The following is a 15,121-nucleotide window of genomic DNA, read 5'->3' as shown; positions in this document are numbered from 1 at the left end:
GCCGAGCAGGCACACTGCGGTGCATCCTGTTGCCTGGGCCCGACATGCACCCGACGCCACCGCCCCGAACGCCCCGCCACCGGCACGCCGACACCCACGCCCCGGGCGGGCGCCGCCGGGCGCTGGGAGGCCTGGCGGCGCTGGTCGCCGCCGGACTGGGCGGCTGCGCGCTGCCGGCGCTGCAGCCGCTGCCCGCACTGCCGGCCGGTGCCAGCGCCGATCCCGAGGCCGCCGAGCTGCTGCTCGACAGCGCCCGGGCCCACGGCCTGGCCGGCTGGCAGGCGGTCAGCGACCTGAACGTCAGCTACCGCGGCGAGTGGGGGCTGCTGCTCGACACGCTGCAGCCCGAGCTGGTCGATGCCGCCTTCCGGCAGCGCTCCGAGGAGCGCCTGCTGCCGGCCGCCGGCCTGATCGCCCAGCAGCACCGCGGCCCGGGCGGCCGCAAGCAGGTGCTGCGGCGCGGTGGCAGCGCCGGGCTGGTGGCCACCGAGGGCGGCACGGTGCAGGTCCGCTTCAACGGTCAGGCCAGCGACGACCCGGCCCGGCTGGACGCCGCAGCCCTGGTGGCCGACGGCTACCGGCTCTTCCTGCTGGGCCCGCTGGCGCTGCAGGGCCGCGACGGCCTGGGCCTGGCGCTCGACGGCGAGGAGCGCATCGACGAGCGCCTGTGCGACCGCCTGCGGGTGCGCCTGGCGCCAGGGCTCGGGCGCAGCGACGCCGACACGCTGCTGCTGTTCATCGACCGGCACGAGCGGCTGATGCGCCGGGTGCGCTTCTCGCTCGAAGGCCTGGCATCGACCCGCGGCGCCATCGCCGAGGTCGATACCTTCGGCTTCATCGAACGCCATGGCGTGCGCTGGCCCACCCGCTTCCACGAGCGCCTGCTGCGGCCCATCCCCGGCCTGCCGGTGCACGACTGGCGGCTCACCGGCCTGGACATCAACCGCGGCTGGAGCGCCGACGAGGTCGGCGAGGACGCCTGGCGAGGCCGGGCGGCCGCCCCGGCCACGCCGATCTGAACCCGCCGCACGGAAGGCTCGCCCCATGTTCATGGTCTACGGCACCGCCGGCCGGCTGTTCACCGGCACGCTCGAGCAGCTGCGGGACCACCTGCCCGTGCAGGCCGCCGGCCGCACGCCGGCCATCCGCCCGGTCGAGGCCGAAGGCGACAGCTCGCCCGCGCGTGACCTGCGCGAGGGCGAGCCGCATCCGCCCGCCGCCCTGCCCCCGGCGCTGGCCGCCTATGCCCGCCAGCAGCAGGCCGCCCCCGGGCGACAGCCGCTGTCGCGCGCCGACCAGGTCATGACCCGCCGGGTGCTGACCGTGCCCGCCGACCTGGCGCTGCCCGACGCCTGGCGGCTGCTGCACGACCACCACATCGGCCAGGCCCCGGTGGTCGACGCCCGGGCGCGGCTGGTCGGGCTGGTGAGCCGGGCCGACCTGCTGCCCGAGCCCTGGCGGCCGCTGGACGACACGGCGCAGGCCGCCCTGCGCACCCTCGCCCGCCAGCCCGTGGCCGCGGTGATGCACACCCCCGTGCCCGCCGCGGCGGCCGACACCGACCTGCGCCGGGTCGCCAGCGCGCTGCTCGACAGCGACCTGCCCGCGCTGGTGGTCACCGACGAGCAGGGCGCGGTGATCGGCCTGGTGAGCCGCAGCGACCTGCTGCGCGCGATCGCCGCCGATCCGCCGCTGGACCTGTGGGGTTGATGAGGCCGGGGCGGTGCCTCAGGGCGCGCCCGCCAGCACCGCGTCGCCCCGCAGCCCCGGCAGCCAGCGGCGCAGCAGCGGCGTGGTCACCAGGGTCGAGAAGACCGCCATCAGCACCAGCATCGTGAAGACCTCGCGGCCGATGACGCCCAGGTCGTAGCCGACGTTGATGATGATCAGCTCCATCAGCGCGCGGGTGTTCATCAGGATGCCCACCAGCCGCGCGGCCGGGCCGGACAGGCCGGCCACGCGGGCGGCCAGCCAGCAGGCGCCGAACTTGCCGAGCGTGGCCAGCGTGATCAGCAGCGCGCACCAGCCCCAGGCCGACGCGCTGCCCAGCGACCCCACGTCGGTGCGCAGGCCGGTGTAGGTGAAGAAGATCGGCAGGAAGAAGACCTGCACGAAGCTGCCCACGCGCTCCTGCCAGGCCAGCGCGAAGTCGCGCTGGCGGTGCAGCAGCACGCCGGCCATGAACCCGCCGAAGATGGCGAAGATGCCGAGCTGGAAGGTGGCCATGCCCATCAGGAAGATCACGGCGATGATCACGCCCATCAGCGTCGGGTCGAGCGTCGCCGGGCCGGCGCCGCCACCGGCCGCGGCCTCGCCCCGGCCCAGCCGCCAGGCCACGAAACGCTCCAGCGGCGGGCGGATCACCCACCACGACAGCGCGCCGAAGGCCAGCACCAGCGCCACCTCCACGGCAAAGTCGCGCAGCGAGAAGGCCGCGGTGCTCAGCGCGGTGACCATCGCCAGCAGCAGCCAGCCGACCACGTCGTTGATCGCCGCGGCGCTGATCGTGATGACGCCCAGCGGCGTGCGGCTCAGCCGGAACTCCATCAGGATGCGCCCGAGGATGGGCAGCGCGGTGATGGAGAACGCGGTGGCCACGAACAGCGCGAACGCCAGCCGGGGCGCCTCGGTCAGGTAGGCCGGCGGCAGCCACCACGCGAACAGCAGGCCCAGGCCGAAGGGCGCGACCAGCCCGGCCGCGGCGACCCACCACACCACGTGGCGGTTGCGGCGCTCGCCCAGGTGGGCGAAGTCGAACTCCAGACCGATCTGGAACATCAGCAGCAGCAGGCCGATCTGCGAGAGCATGGTCAGCGTCTGCGGCGGCGTGGAGCGGAACACCGCGGCGAACAGCTCGGGCGCCAGCAGGCCGAACAGCGACGGTCCGAGCAGCAGGCCCATGACGATCTCGCCCACCGCCGCCGACTGGCCCAGGCGCCGGGCCAGCACCCCGCCCAGGCGGCCACCCAGCACGATGATCACCAGCTGCACCAGCGTGGCGAACAGCAGGTGCTCGCTCGCGTGCACCCCCGCCACGCGGGCGGCCGACGAGGCGGCCTGGGCCGCGCTGACCACCAGGCTCGGGTCGCTGCCCATCAGATCATGCCGCCGTTGATGGAGATGACCTGGCCGGTGATGTAGCCCGCCTCGGGCCCGGCCAGGAAGGACACCAGCGCGGCCACCTCGTCGGGCGTGCCGGCGCGGCGGGCAGGCACGATCCGCGCGATGGCCTGGTCGTCGAACGTGGCGGCGGCCATCGGCGAGGCGATGATGCCGGGCGCCACCACGTTGACGGTGATGCCTCGGCTGGCCAGCTCGAGCGACAGCGACTTCGTCGCGCCGTGCAGCGCGCCCTTGGCCGCGGCGTAGTTGACCTGGCCACGGTTGCCGGCGACCGCCGCCACCGAGCTGATGCTGATGATGCGGCCGCGGCGGGTGCGGATCATCGGCATCGTCAGCGGCTGGGTGATGTTGAAGAAACCGTGGAGCGAGACGTCGACGACCCGGTCCCACTGCTCGCCCCGCATGCCAGGAAAGACCGCGTCATCGTGGATGCCGGCGTTGTTGACCAGCACCTGGATCGGGCCGTCGGCCAGCAGGCGCTCGAGCGCGGCGGCGCAGGCCGCCCGGTCGGTGACGTCGAAGGCGACCGCCTCGGCGCGGCCGCCGGCGGCGCCGATGTCGGCCACGACGGCCTGGGCGGCATCGAGCCGGGCATTGGCGTGCACGATGACGTGCAGGCCGTCGCGGGCCAGGCGGCGCGCGATCGCGCCGCCCAGTTCACCGCTGCCCCCGGTGACGAGGGCACGCTGGAGGGGTTCGGTCATGGTGCGCAAACGGGGTCCGGGGTGGAGTTCAGTGCGGGGGGCAGCGCGTCGAGCACCACCGCCGCGCGGCCTTCGGCGATCGGCTCACCCTGGTGGCTCACGCTGAAGGCATAGAGGATCTGGCGGGCATCGCCGGCCTGGCGTTCGGCCACCACGTCGAGCGGGCCAGCCAGGTCGTCGAGCCGCAGGCGGTGCAGCGTCACGCCCCGCGCGCTCGCCAGGTAGCCGGGGCTCGCGGTGCCCCCGGCCTGGCGGGCCAGCAGCGCGCCGTGCAGCGCCATCGCCTGGGCGGCACATTCGATCGCCGCCGCCGCGAGCAGGCCGCCGGCACTGCGCAGCGGATGGTCGGGGGCGGTGTGGCCGGTCACCCGGCAGCGGATGCGGCCCGTGTCCCAGGCCTGCATCGAATCGAGCAGGCACATGCGGCCCGCGTGCGGGATCAGCGCCGCGAGGCCGGCGTGGTCCAGCGTGGCGGGCACGAAGGCGTCGGCCGGGCCGCTCGTCAGGCCGCTCGTCGGAACGCTCACGCCGCCGCTCCGGTCTCGAGCGTGAGCACCAGCCGCAGGTCGGGCCGGCAGCCGATCACCACCGTGTGCGGGCCGGGCGATCCGGCCCGGGCCCGCGCGAGCGCTGCCAGCAGCGGCAGCGCCTGGGCGGCGGGCAGCGCCTGGCGCAGGCGCTCGAGGGCGGCGTCGGCACAGGGGGTGACGGGGCCGGTCGAGCCGGCCGGCTGCAGCTCGATGCCCAGCCGGGCCTGTGTGGCCGGACCGGGCTGAGGCGTCAGCACCAGCGCGACGCCCAGCGCATCGGGCAGCGGCCGGGTGGCGTGCAGCGGCTCGGGGTAAGGCGTGTCGCTGGCGACCAGCAGCAGCTGCTGCTGCTGCGCGCCGACCTGCATCACCGCCTCGACCAGGCCGGCACCGAAGCTGGCGTCGAAGCCGCAGACGCTGGTCGACGCGGCGCGACTGCCCACGGCGATGTGCCAGTAGCCCGCCGCGGCGTTGTGGACCGAGTTGGTGAAGCGGGTGGGCGACAGCAGGCGGTCGGCACCGGCCAGCGCCTCGCACAGCGCGTGGCAGTTGGCGCCGTCGCCGCTGGAGGACGTGAAGACCGTGGCCAGCAGCGCCGGGTCGATGCCGGCGTCGGCACAGGCGGCATCGGCCACCGCCATCGCGATCCGGATGGCCGCACCGGCCCGGCGGCGCTCGGCCGGCGGCAGGCGCTGCGGCGGCGGCACCACCGTCGCGGCGGGGCGGGCGGCCTGCTCGCCGCGCAGCACCGGTGCCGCCTCGGCCCAGCCCTCCAGGCCCGGGCCCAGCAGCCCGACGCCCTGCAGGTACAGCGTGATCCCGGTCATGACGAGGCTCCGAACACGAGGCTGGCGTTGGAGCCGCCGAAGCCGAAGGAATTGCTCAGCACATGGCGCAGCGGCGCACGGCGGTTGTGGTCGAGGTAGTCCAGGCTCAGCGCCGGATCCGGCTCGCGCCGGTTCAGGCCGCCGGGCATCAGGCCCTGCTGCAGCGCCAGCAGGCTGATCGCGGCCTCGACCGCCCCGGCCGCGCCCAGCGTGTGGCCGGTCGCGCCCTTGGTCGAGCTGCAGGGCACGGTGCAGCCGAACACGGCGCTCACCGCGCGGTCCTCGGCGCTGTCGTTGTTGGGCGTGGCCGTGCCGTGCAGGTTGATGTAGTCGATCTGCGCGGGCGCCAGCCCGGCCTGCGCCAGCGCCTGGCGGATGGCCATGATCGCGCCCAGCCCTTCGGGGTGGGGCGAGCTCATGTGGTGGCCGTCGTTGCTCTCGCCGGCCCCCAGCAGCCAGCCGGCCGAGGGGGCGCTGTCGCGCTGCAGCAGCGCATAGGCCGCCGCCTCGCCCAGCGACAGGCCCTGGCGCCGGGCGTCCCAGGGCCGGCAGATCTCGGGCGAGAACAGCTCCAGCGAGTTGAAGCCGTAGAGCGTGGTCAGGCACATGCTGTCGACCCCGCCGACCAGCGCCGCGTCGACCCAGCCCGCCTCGATCAGCCGTGCGGCCGAGGCGAACACCTTGGCGCTCGACGAGCAGGCGGTCGACACCACCCAGGCCGGGCCGCCCAGCTGCAGCGCCTCGGCGACGAAGCCGGCCAGCGAGAAGGTGTTGTGCGTCTGGGCATAACGGAAGTCGGCCGGCAGCTCGCCCGCCGGCCCGCGGTGGCGGTAGGCGTGTTCGGTCTGCAGGATGCCCGAGGTGCTGGTGCCCAGCAGCACGGCGACCCGGTGGGCGCCCCAGCGCTGGCGGGCCGCGTGCACCGCGTCGATGAAACCGTCCTGCTGCAGGCCGAGCCAGGCGAGCCGGTGGTTGCGGCAGTCGTGGCGGGCCAGGGCCTCGGGCAGGCGCACCGCCTCCACGCCCTCGACCTCGCCGATCCAGCCGGGCAGCACGACGTCCTCGAAGCGGCACGGCGCCAGGCCGGTCCGGCCGGCCTCGATCGCGGCGAGCGTGGCCGCGTTGCCGGCGCCCAGCGCGGTGCTGAGCGTGGCGTGCGTCACCGCCACCGGGGTCACGGGACACGGGTTCATCGCGCGCCCCCTGCCGCGGCCGCGCCGCGCCGGGCCACCAGCAGCACGTTCGCGAACGGCGTGCCCTGGCTCATCGGCCGGGGCTCGACCGTGAAGCCGAGCTGGCGCAGGGCGTCGATCCAGGCGCCCAGCGGCCGGCCGTGGGTCGGCGGCGCCCGGTGGCCGCGCACGCGGGTGACGACGCGGTCGACCCACTGGCTGATGGCGAAGCCGCGCGGCGCGGCCGCGTCGCCCACCCGCAGCAGCAGCAAGCCGCCGGGCCGCAGCGCGGCGTGCACCCGGGCGAGCACGCGGTCCTGCGCGGCCGGGTCGATGTAGTGCAGCACGTCGAGGATGACCACCGCCTCGCAGTCGGGAAAGTCGGCCTCGCGCATGTCGGCGCAGACAAAACGGGCGTCGGGCGAGCGCACGCCCAGCGCAGCGCGGGCCCGCTCGACGTCGCTGGCCATCAGCTCGATGCCGGTGACCTTGCAGCCCGTGGGCGCGGCCGCCCAGCCGGCGGGCCAGCCGCCCTGCCCGGCCACCGGGCCGACCGCCCGCAGCAGGCTGGCCAGCAGCCCCTGGCCGCAGCCGATGTCGAGCACCCGCGCGCCCGGCGGGATCAGGCCCCGGGCCAGCAGGTGGCGGAACACCGGGTCCATGCCCAGCTTGCCGCGGGCGAAGTGCCAGGCAAAACGCCCGGCGCTGCGGTAGGGCGCACTGGCGCCGTCGATCAGGCGGCTCCAGGCCTGTCGATCGTCGGTGGCAGCGGTGGCGGTCGTCGTCATGAAGGCAGTCGTCTCGAAGTCACGGGCCCTCTTGCAGGGCCTCGGGCAGGGTCACCAGGCGCAGGCCGTCGGCCTGGCAGCGCGCCAGCAGCGCCGGCAGCACCTCCAGCACCACGGGGCGGCCCGACGCCGTGCGGGCCGCATGGCCGTCGTGCAGCAGCAGGATGTCGCCGGCGGCCAGGCCGCGGCTCAGGCGCTGCAGCACCCGCGCCGGATCGGCCTCGCGGGTGTCGTAGCCGCGCCGGGTCCAGCTCACCAGGTGCAGGCCCAGCCGGTGCAGCACCGGCGCCAGGAAAGGATTGCGCAGGCCGGCCGGCGCACGGAAACAGGTCGGCCGCACGCCGGTCAGGCCCTGCAGCGCCTGCTGGCCGGCCTCGACCTCGCGCCGGAAGGCGCCCGGGCCGCTGAGCGAGAACCGGTGGTCGTGGCGCAGGCTGTGGTTCTGCACGCTGTGGCCACGCACCACGATCTCGCGCAGCAGCTGCGGGTGGGCCATCGCCTGGCGGCCGATGCAGAAGAAGGTCGCACGGGCGCCGGCCCGGTCGAGCAGGTCGAGCACCGCCGGAGTCACCTCGGGGTCCGGCCCGTCGTCGAGGGTCAGCGCGATCTCGCGGCGGGCCGCCGAGGCGGCTGGCAGGCGGGTGACGTTGGCCCCCAGCCAGGTCGAGCGCGGCCACAGGCCGGTGGCGGTCAGCAGCGCGTGGTTGGCCCCCAGCAGGGCGAGCGCCCAGGGCCAGTCCTGCGGACGCAGGGCCGGCCACGCCACGGCACCGAGGTGGCACAGCGCGCTCCATTGCAGCAGGGGGGGCAGCGGCCAGCGCGATGTCGGCTGGCGGCTCGGCAGGGCACTCACGGCAGGGGGTGGCTCACGGATCGAACGTCAAATTGTCCCACAAGGCACTTCGTGCCGACCGGCCGCGACGGCCGACCCGGTTCAGGCGCGCCCGGCCGTGCGGGGGGCCATGAATGCCGCCGCCAGCCACAGGCTCAGCGCCGCCCCCGGCGCCACGACCTGCCCGATGGCCGCCAGCGCCGGCATGCTCGCGCCGGCCAGCAGCGCGAAGGACAGCACCAGCGTCAGGTTGGCGATCAGCAGCGACGCCAGCATCTCCAGGTCGGGCTCGACCCCGGCCTGCTGGCGCAGCTGGTCGAAGAACAGCGCGTAGTTCGAGCCCACCGCCACCACCAGCAGGAAGCCGACCAGGTGCAGCACCCCCAGCGCCACGCCGGCCAGCGCCAGCCCGGCATGCACCAGCACCACGCTGGCGGCCAGCGGCGCGCACACCCGCAGCAGCCGGCGGCCGTCGCGCAGGTGCAGCGCCAGCAGCGCCACCACCAGCCCGGCGCCGGCCAGCGCCTGCCACAGCGCCTCGTGCAGGTAGTGGCCGTAGAGACCGTCGAGCTCGGGCTGGATGCGCACCAGGCGGGTCTCGGGCAGACCGGCCAGGGCGCTGCGCAGCGCCGGCACCGGATCGGCACGCCCGGCGCCCGCCTCGGGCAGGTGCAGGTGGATCAGCGCGGTCCAGGCCCGGGCCGGCTGGCCGTCGGCCGCCGCCCGGCCGGGGGTCAGCTGCGCCTGCACCGCCGACGCCAGCGGCGTGCCGGCCAGCGAGGCGCTGGTGATCAGCGCCGCGCCACGCTGCGCCTGCACGTCGGTGATGAACGCCTCCAGCCGCGCGGCCGGCAGCGGTCCGCCTTCGGTGGCCTGCTGCAGCCGGGCGCGCAGCACCTCGGCCGTCGGCAGACCGGCCTGGCGCTGGCGCTGCAGCGCGGGCGACGGCAGCCAGCGGGCCGGGCTGTCGTAGCCCGGCAGCAGGCCCTGGTCGACCAGTCCGTCCAGCCGCGCCCCGGCGGCCTCGGCGCGCTCGAGCACCGTGGCCTCGTCGGGTCCCTCGACCGCGACCAGCACGCCACCATCGGCGGCCCCCAGGTCGGCGCGCAGCGAGGCGTCGAGCGCCATCGCGGCGGCGCTGACCGGGCTCATCGAGGCCAGGTTGCCCCGCCAGGCCGACGGCGCCAGGCACAGCCCCGCCAGCGCCACCGCCGACAGCAGCCACAGCGGCAGGCGCCAGCGCGGCAGCTGGTGCAGCGCGGCCCGCATCCATCGGCCCATCAGCGGGCGCAGGCCCTGGCCGGTGGCCCCGTCAGGTGCCAGCCGCACCAGCACCCAGCGGGTCGTGGCCGCCGCCGCCAGCAGCCCGGCCGCCGAGAACACGCCCAGCTGCGCCAGCCCCGGAAACCCCGACAGCGCCAGCGCGGCAAAACCGGCCAGCGAGGTCCACAGCCCCAGCCGCACCGTCGGCCAGCTGTGCGCCAGCCAGTGGCGGGCACCGGCGCCCGGGGCGCCCTGCACCCCGCGGGCCTGGATCAGGTAGTAGATCGCGTAGTCGACCGCCTCGCCGATCAGCGTCGTGCCGAAGCCGAGCGTGAAGCCGTGCACCTGGCCGAACACCAGGCCGACGACCACGAAGCCCGCCAGCACCCCGCTGGCCACCGGCAGCAGCGCGACCGACAGCGCCCGCAGCGACGCGAACGACAGCAGCAGCAGCAGCACCATCAGCACCGTGCCGACCCGGGCCAGCCACTCGACCTCGGCCTCGATCAGCGCGCGCGACTGCACCGCCATGACACCCGGCCCCGACAGCTCCAGCCGCAGGCCGGCGGCGCGGGCGGCGGGCTCGCGCGCCAGCACCGCCTCGAAGGCGGCGCGCACGCCGGCCTGCGCCCTCGCCTGTCCGTCCAGGTCGGCCCCGTCGGCGCGGGTGGTGGCCACCAGCACCGCGCGCGGCAGCTGGCGCGACACCCAGACCCCGCCTTCGCTGCGTGGCGCCCCGGCGGGCAGCATCGAGCGGGCCATCTGCGCGACCTCGCCGGTCGGGTCGCGCCACAGCAGCGGCTTGATCATCGCGCCCGCCGGGGTGCCCAGCAGCGACAGCGTGTCGTCGATGCCCGCGCGCAGGCCCTCGACGGTGAAGCGCTCCGGCGTCACCGCCGGGCTGAGCAGGTAGCGGTGGGCCAGGAACCACGGGCCGCTGTCCTGCCAGGCCGTGGTGTCGCCGTTGTGCACCGCCTCGAACTCGCCGCCGCGGCGCAGGGCCTCGCCCAGCGCACGCGACACGCGGGTGCGCAGCGCGGCCGCCTCCGGGTCCTCGGCGGGCATCGTGGTGGTGCTGGTGCTGGTGCTGGTGCCGGCAGGCGGCGCGTCGCTGCGCACGCCGATCAGCAGCAGCCGGGCGGTCGCACCGCTGCGCAGCTGCTCGATCAGCACCCGCTGCTCGGCCGTCGGCGCGGCCGGCAGGAAGGCCGACAGGTCGGCGACCACCCGCGTGCGGCTGGCCAGGCCCGCGGCCACCAGCATCAGCAGCAGCCACAGCAGCACCGGCAGCAGGCGCCGGACCGTCGATCGCGCCATGGCTCAGCGGGCCGGCAGCGGCTCGATCTGCGTGACGGTCTCGTCACCGTCGGCCAGCAGCACCTGCATCTCGCGCAGCACGGCCTGGCGGCCCGACACCTGCACCCGCGCGACCTGGCCGCGCAGCTGCGCATCGCGCGGCACGAGCTCGAGCGTCCAGCGCTCCAGGCTGCCACTGAGGCGGGGCGTGAACAGGCGCTCCAGCGTCGCGCGGTTGCCCGTCAGCGTGCCGCGGATCGCCTCGACCAGCACCTGGGCCTCCGGCGTGGCATCCAGCGCCAGCGTGCGGCTGCGCCCGCCAGCGGTCATGGTCACGGTGTTGCCGTCGACCGCGAGCCGGTCGGGCCGGGGGCTGAGCGTCTCGCGCACCAGCACCGACGGGGCGGCAAAGCTCAGCCGCCCGCTCGACTCCAGCGTGCGGTCCAGCGACTGGATGTGGCGGCGCTCGACGAAGCGGGCCTCGCCCGACTTCACCTGGGCGAGCGTGGCCATCAGCGCCTCCAGCGTCAGCGCGGGCGCGGCCACCGCCGGGCCGGCCGGCAGCAGCACGGCCAGCCACAGCGCGGCCAGCAGCAGCACCAGCCCGGCACGGCAGCGGGCCTGCAGGCGGCGCCACGGCGGGCGGACGGCGGCGGGCGGGAACACGACGGCATTCATGGACGGGCAGGCTCCGGTCGGCGACAGGCAAGGCAGCGGGGAAAAGCGGGTTCTGGCGGTTTCACGGCGACACGCGGGGGCAAGCATAGCCGCCGCCGGGCCTCAGCCGAGGCTCAGCCGGGCGGGGCCGGGGCCGGCGGCAGGACCTCTGTCGGTTCGGGCCGAGCCCAGAAATCGAAGAAATTGAACCAGTTGTACGGCGTCTCGCGGCACAGCGCCTCGACCTGCGCGACGTAGGCCTGCAGCGCCGCCTCGACCGCGGCGTCGACGCCCGCACGGTCCGCCGAGCGGCCCGATGGCAGCGTGGAAAAATCGGCCAGGCGGGCAAAGCGCAGCTCGTAACACGCGCCGCCGTGGTACAGCCCGGTCATGAACACCACCGGGCGGCGCAGCAGCGCGGCCAGGCGGAAGGGCCCGTCGGAGAAGCTCGCCGGCTCGCCCAGGAAGGGCAGCGTCCAGGTGTTCGAACGCTGCGACTGCACCGGCAGGCGGCGGTCGGCCAGCAGGCCGGCCACGCCGCCGTCATCGAGCCACTGGCGCAGCGTCAGCATCGCGCCCAGGTGGCCCAGCGCGATGGTGTGCAGCGGCACGTCGGGCGCGATCGCCCGCAGCGTGTCGTTGATCTGGCGGGCGTTGTCCTCGTACATCAGCATGGCCACCTTCAGGCCGCGGCGCGACTGGCCCAGCGCCCGCAGCGCCTCGAAGCTGCCCAGGTGGGCGCCGATCAGCAGCGCGCCCCGGCCGCGCTGCAGCAGCTCGTCGAGGTGCTCGACGCCGGTGATGCGGATGTCGAAGCCGCGCAGCCGGTCCTGCAGCAGGTAGACGCGGTCGAGCACGGTCGCCGAAAAATGGTGGATGTGGCGCAGCCGCTCGCGCCAGCGCGGCGCGCGGCCCAGCACCCGGCGCAGGTAGTCGGCCGACGCCGCCGGCGCCGGCCCGCCCGCGAGCAGGAAATACAGCGCGATCGGCCACAGCACCCCACGCGCCACCGGGCGGCCCAGCGTCGTGGCGATCCAGCTCATCACCCGCAGCGTGCGCAGGTTGCTGCGCTCGGCCTGCCTCGACCAGTCGGCCGGCTCCGCCGGCGTGGTGCCGGCGGGATCCGGCGGCAGGCTCACGCGCGCAGCTCCAGCTGGCCCGAGGCGGCGAGCACCTCGTCGCCCCCGGCGGCCGCGCGGCACCAGACCTCGAAGCGCAGCCGCTGCTGCTGGCGGGTCCAGTCGATGCGCAGGTGGTCACCGGGGCGCACCGGATGCAGGAACTTCAGCACCGGCACGGCGCAGCCGGCGTCCAGGCCGCCCTCGATCGCCTGCACCGCCTCCATCACCTCGGCCAGCAGCGCCACGCCGGGCAGCAGCGGCTGGCCGGGAAAATGGCCGGCGAACGCCGGGTGGTCGACGGCAACGGTGAGTCGGGCTCGGGACATGGCGGGCGATCGGGACGGACGCGGCTCAGCCACCGCGGGAGGCGGACGCCGCCAGCTGCACCACCCAGTCGGCCAGCCGGCCCGCCGGCAGCTTGCCGGTCGGGTCACGCGGCAGCGTGTCGACGAAATGGATGCGCCGCGGCAGGAAGACCGGATCGACCCGCTGGCGCAGCGCGGCCAGCAGCGCCTCGCGGGTCAGCGACGGGGCCACGACCACGGCGACGAGGCGCACCATGTCCTCGGCGCCATCCGCCGGGGGCAGGTGGAACACGCCGTCGACGACCCCGTCGATGCTGTTGAGGTGGAAGTTCAGGTGCGACAGCGAGCTGCGCTTGCCGGCCACGTTGATCAGGTCGTTGGAGCGGCCGAGCAGGCGGAAGCGATCGGGCGCCAGCACCTCCAGCACGTCGGCCAGCATCACCGGCGCGGGCACGTGCCCGCCCGAGACGATCGCCTCGGCGCCATCGCCCTGCAGGCTCAGGCCGTCGAAGGTACGCCAGTCCGGGCCGGCCGTGCAGCGGCGGGTGGCGACCTGGCCGGCTTCGGTACAGCCGTAGATCTCCATCAGCGGGCCGGCCAGCGCCAGCTCGGCGCGCTGGGCCAGCTGCGGCGACAGCGGCGCGGTCGCGCTGATGATCAGGTCCACCGGCGGCAGTACCAGGCCCGACGCGACCAGCGTGCGCAGGTGGAACGGCGTGGTCACCAGCACCCGCGGACGCGGCACCGACTCGAGCACCTGCACCACGTCGGCCGGGAAGAACGGCCGCTGCGCCGCGAAGGCCGCCCCGCCCAGCAGCGCCAGCAGCACCGTGGACTCGAAGCCGTACATGTGCTGGGCCGGCACGGTGCCCACCAGCGTGACCCCCTGCAGGTCGGCGCGGCCCAGGTGCTCGGCCACGCGCCGCGCCTCGGCACGGATGTTGACCACCAGCGCGCCCCAGGCCTTGTCGTGCGGCACCGGCTCGCCGGTCGAGCCCGAGGTCAGCACCTGGGCGCAGACCTGGTCGGCCGGCAGCCAGGGCGGCTCGACCGCCGCGGCGGCCTCGTCGAGCCCGATGCGCTCGACCTCGACCGGCCAGGGCCGCATCGACAGGCCGGTCGGCGCGGCCGTGCCGGCCGGCAGCTCGTCGACCAGCGCGTGCAGACCCTCGAAGCGGGCCGCCAGACGGGCCATCAGGTCGGGCGTGTGGTTGGGCGGCAGCAGGCTGGGCTGGCCGCGCCAGAGCGCGGCCGCCAGGCTGAGCGCGAAGCGGTAGCGGTCGTTGGTCAGCGCCAGCAGCGGGCCCCGGTCGGGCAGCAGGCTCGACAGCGCCTGCGCCTGCCGCAGGAACTGCGCGCGGCTGATCGCCCGGCCGGCCCGCCAGGCCAGCGGCGCCTGCAGATCCCCATCGCCCAGCAGCGGCCAACCCGCGGCGCTCATGACGACGACCCCAGCAGGCCGTCACCGTGGCAGGGCCGGGGGCGGGCGGGAGCGGCGGCGTGGGCCCGGTAGGCCCGCACCGCGTCCAGCAGCGCCACGCGCTCGAACTCCGGGTGACGGCGATAACGCCAGACGTATTCACCGACGAACATCAGCACCAGCGACAGCGGGCTCAGCAGATTGGCGAACAGCGACCACGCCGGCAGCGGCGCCAGGGCGAACAGCAGCACCGAGACCGTGGCCATCGTGGCGAAGTAGCCGGTCCAGACGCCGGTCAGCGCCCGGGTGTAGACGGCCATGCTGGCGATCAGCGTGCCATGCACCCGCTCGGCCAGCGTGCAGATCAGCGCCTGGCGACCGGGTTTCAGGGTCGAGCCGAACCACAGGCCCAGCGCGGCATGCACCCCGGCGTGCTGGGCCAGGTAGAGCCACTCGACCGCCAGCCGGCCGCTGCCGCCGGCACCGATCAGCCCCACGCCGGCCAGCGCCAGCGCGCCGGCCCGCCAGCGCCGGCCACCGGACCACAGGCCGGCCACGCCCAGCACCGTCATCGGCCCGAGCACCGTGACCTGGGCCCAGGGCGAGGACGGATCCCGCGAGGTCAGCAGGTGGCACAGCAGCGCATAGCCACAGGCACCTGCCGACGCCAGCAGCAGGCGCAGGGTCGTCCGCGAGAGCATGCGGGGACGCCGTTCAGGCCGTGCGGTGGCGCGCGATGTGGTCCGCCAGGCTCTCGAGCGAGGCGAAGATGCGCGAGTTGTCGCTGTCGTCGGAGCGCAGCTGGAAGCCGTAGCGCTTGGAGACCACCAGCGCGAGCTCGAGGATGTCGATCGAGTCCAGGCCCAGGCCGTCCCCGTAGAGCGGCGCCTGGGGATCGATCCCGGCGGCGTCCACCTCCAGGTTGAGGGCCTCCACCATCAGCGCTGCCACTTCCTGCTGAAATCCCTTGTCGGCCGTGTTCATGCTTGCTCCGCCCCGTGTCCCGGCCTGCGCCGCATCTTGATGGAAAGCCCTCGAGTTTACTCAATGCCCCGAGGCCGACCGCCCCCGATCCGCGCCCCC

The 15,121-nt window shown here is 75.4% G+C and carries 16 protein-coding genes; 2 read left to right on the top strand and 14 right to left on the bottom strand.

Features of this window, described 5'->3' with window-relative positions; translation table 11 throughout:
* Positions 1 to 44 precede the first annotated feature (44 nt).
* Together C7444_RS20220 and C7444_RS20885 are read left to right on the top strand one after the other, a co-directional pair.
* Positions 45 to 1,019: a hypothetical protein gene (locus tag C7444_RS20220; protein WP_170130686.1), complete on the top strand. Its 975-nt coding sequence runs from the start codon at positions 45 to 47 to the stop codon at positions 1,017 to 1,019.
* Between the two features lie 25 nt (positions 1,020 to 1,044).
* On the top strand, positions 1,045 to 1,710 hold the full coding sequence (locus tag C7444_RS20885; RefSeq protein WP_170130685.1) for a CBS domain-containing protein: 666 nt from the start codon (positions 1,045 to 1,047) through the stop codon (positions 1,708 to 1,710).
* 18 nt (positions 1,711 to 1,728) lie between these two features.
* Here the strand turns inward: C7444_RS20885 and C7444_RS08750 are convergent, their stop codons facing one another.
* The 14 genes from C7444_RS08750 to C7444_RS08685 all read right to left on the bottom strand — a co-directional run bounded on the left by C7444_RS08750 (position 1,729) and on the right by C7444_RS08685 (position 15,022).
* Entirely contained in the window at positions 1,729 to 3,096 is a 1,368-nt protein-coding gene (locus tag C7444_RS08750) for a cation:proton antiporter (RefSeq protein WP_110400459.1), read from the bottom strand.
* Positions 3,096 to 3,827, bottom strand: coding sequence for a 3-oxoacyl-ACP reductase FabG (gene fabG, locus C7444_RS08745; protein WP_110400458.1), 732 nt, complete (start codon positions 3,825 to 3,827; stop codon positions 3,096 to 3,098). The genes C7444_RS08750 and fabG overlap by 1 nt, the downstream gene beginning before the upstream one ends.
* Complete coding sequence (locus C7444_RS08740; RefSeq protein WP_245909469.1) at positions 3,824 to 4,354, bottom strand: hotdog family protein; 531 nt, start codon at positions 4,352 to 4,354, stop codon at positions 3,824 to 3,826. The genes fabG and C7444_RS08740 overlap by 4 nt, the downstream gene beginning before the upstream one ends.
* The gene (locus C7444_RS08735; RefSeq protein ID WP_110400457.1) at positions 4,351 to 5,184 is read right to left on the bottom strand and encodes a beta-ketoacyl synthase chain length factor; all 834 of its coding nucleotides are present in this window, start codon (positions 5,182 to 5,184) and stop codon (positions 4,351 to 4,353) included. Before C7444_RS08735 ends, C7444_RS08740 begins: the two co-directional genes overlap by 4 nt.
* Entirely contained in the window at positions 5,181 to 6,377 is a 1,197-nt protein-coding gene (locus C7444_RS08730) for a beta-ketoacyl-[acyl-carrier-protein] synthase family protein (protein WP_110400456.1), read from the bottom strand. The genes C7444_RS08735 and C7444_RS08730 overlap by 4 nt, the downstream gene beginning before the upstream one ends.
* Positions 6,374 to 7,144 (bottom strand): SAM-dependent methyltransferase, encoded by a 771-nt coding sequence (locus tag C7444_RS08725; RefSeq protein ID WP_110400455.1) that lies wholly within the window; start codon positions 7,142 to 7,144, stop codon positions 6,374 to 6,376. The genes C7444_RS08730 and C7444_RS08725 overlap by 4 nt, the downstream gene beginning before the upstream one ends.
* A gap of 19 nt (positions 7,145 to 7,163) precedes the next feature.
* Complete coding sequence (locus tag C7444_RS08720) at positions 7,164 to 7,997, bottom strand: polysaccharide deacetylase family protein (RefSeq protein ID WP_110400454.1); 834 nt, start codon at positions 7,995 to 7,997, stop codon at positions 7,164 to 7,166.
* Between the two features lie 81 nt (positions 7,998 to 8,078).
* Positions 8,079 to 10,556 (bottom strand): MMPL family transporter, encoded by a 2,478-nt coding sequence (locus C7444_RS08715; RefSeq protein WP_110400453.1) that lies wholly within the window; start codon positions 10,554 to 10,556, stop codon positions 8,079 to 8,081.
* Between the two features lie 3 nt (positions 10,557 to 10,559).
* Positions 10,560 to 11,213 (bottom strand): outer membrane lipoprotein carrier protein LolA, encoded by a 654-nt coding sequence (locus C7444_RS08710; RefSeq protein ID WP_170130684.1) that lies wholly within the window; start codon positions 11,211 to 11,213, stop codon positions 10,560 to 10,562.
* Between the two features lie 113 nt (positions 11,214 to 11,326).
* Positions 11,327 to 12,331 carry an acyl-CoA synthetase gene (locus C7444_RS08705; RefSeq protein ID WP_245909468.1) on the bottom strand — a complete coding sequence of 335 codons (1,005 nt, stop codon included), beginning with the start codon at positions 12,329 to 12,331 and terminating at the stop codon, positions 11,327 to 11,329.
* The gene (locus tag C7444_RS08700) at positions 12,328 to 12,639 is read right to left on the bottom strand and encodes an ApeI family dehydratase (RefSeq protein ID WP_110400451.1); all 312 of its coding nucleotides are present in this window, start codon (positions 12,637 to 12,639) and stop codon (positions 12,328 to 12,330) included. The genes C7444_RS08705 and C7444_RS08700 overlap by 4 nt, the downstream gene beginning before the upstream one ends.
* Positions 12,640 to 12,664: 25 nt before the next feature.
* Complete coding sequence (locus C7444_RS08695) at positions 12,665 to 14,059, bottom strand: AMP-binding protein (protein WP_110400450.1); 1,395 nt, start codon at positions 14,057 to 14,059, stop codon at positions 12,665 to 12,667.
* Entirely contained in the window at positions 14,056 to 14,739 is a 684-nt protein-coding gene (locus C7444_RS08690; protein WP_110400449.1) for a COG4648 family protein, read from the bottom strand. The genes C7444_RS08695 and C7444_RS08690 overlap by 4 nt, the downstream gene beginning before the upstream one ends.
* A gap of 13 nt (positions 14,740 to 14,752) precedes the next feature.
* Positions 14,753 to 15,022, bottom strand: coding sequence for a phosphopantetheine-binding protein (locus tag C7444_RS08685; protein WP_110400448.1), 270 nt, complete (start codon positions 15,020 to 15,022; stop codon positions 14,753 to 14,755).
* Positions 15,023 to 15,121: the final 99 nt, after the last annotated feature.

The organism is Sphaerotilus hippei (assembly GCF_003201595.1).
Classification (GTDB): domain Bacteria; phylum Pseudomonadota; class Gammaproteobacteria; order Burkholderiales; family Burkholderiaceae_C; genus Sphaerotilus; species Sphaerotilus hippei.
This window is presented reverse-complemented; position numbering and strand designations above follow the sequence as displayed.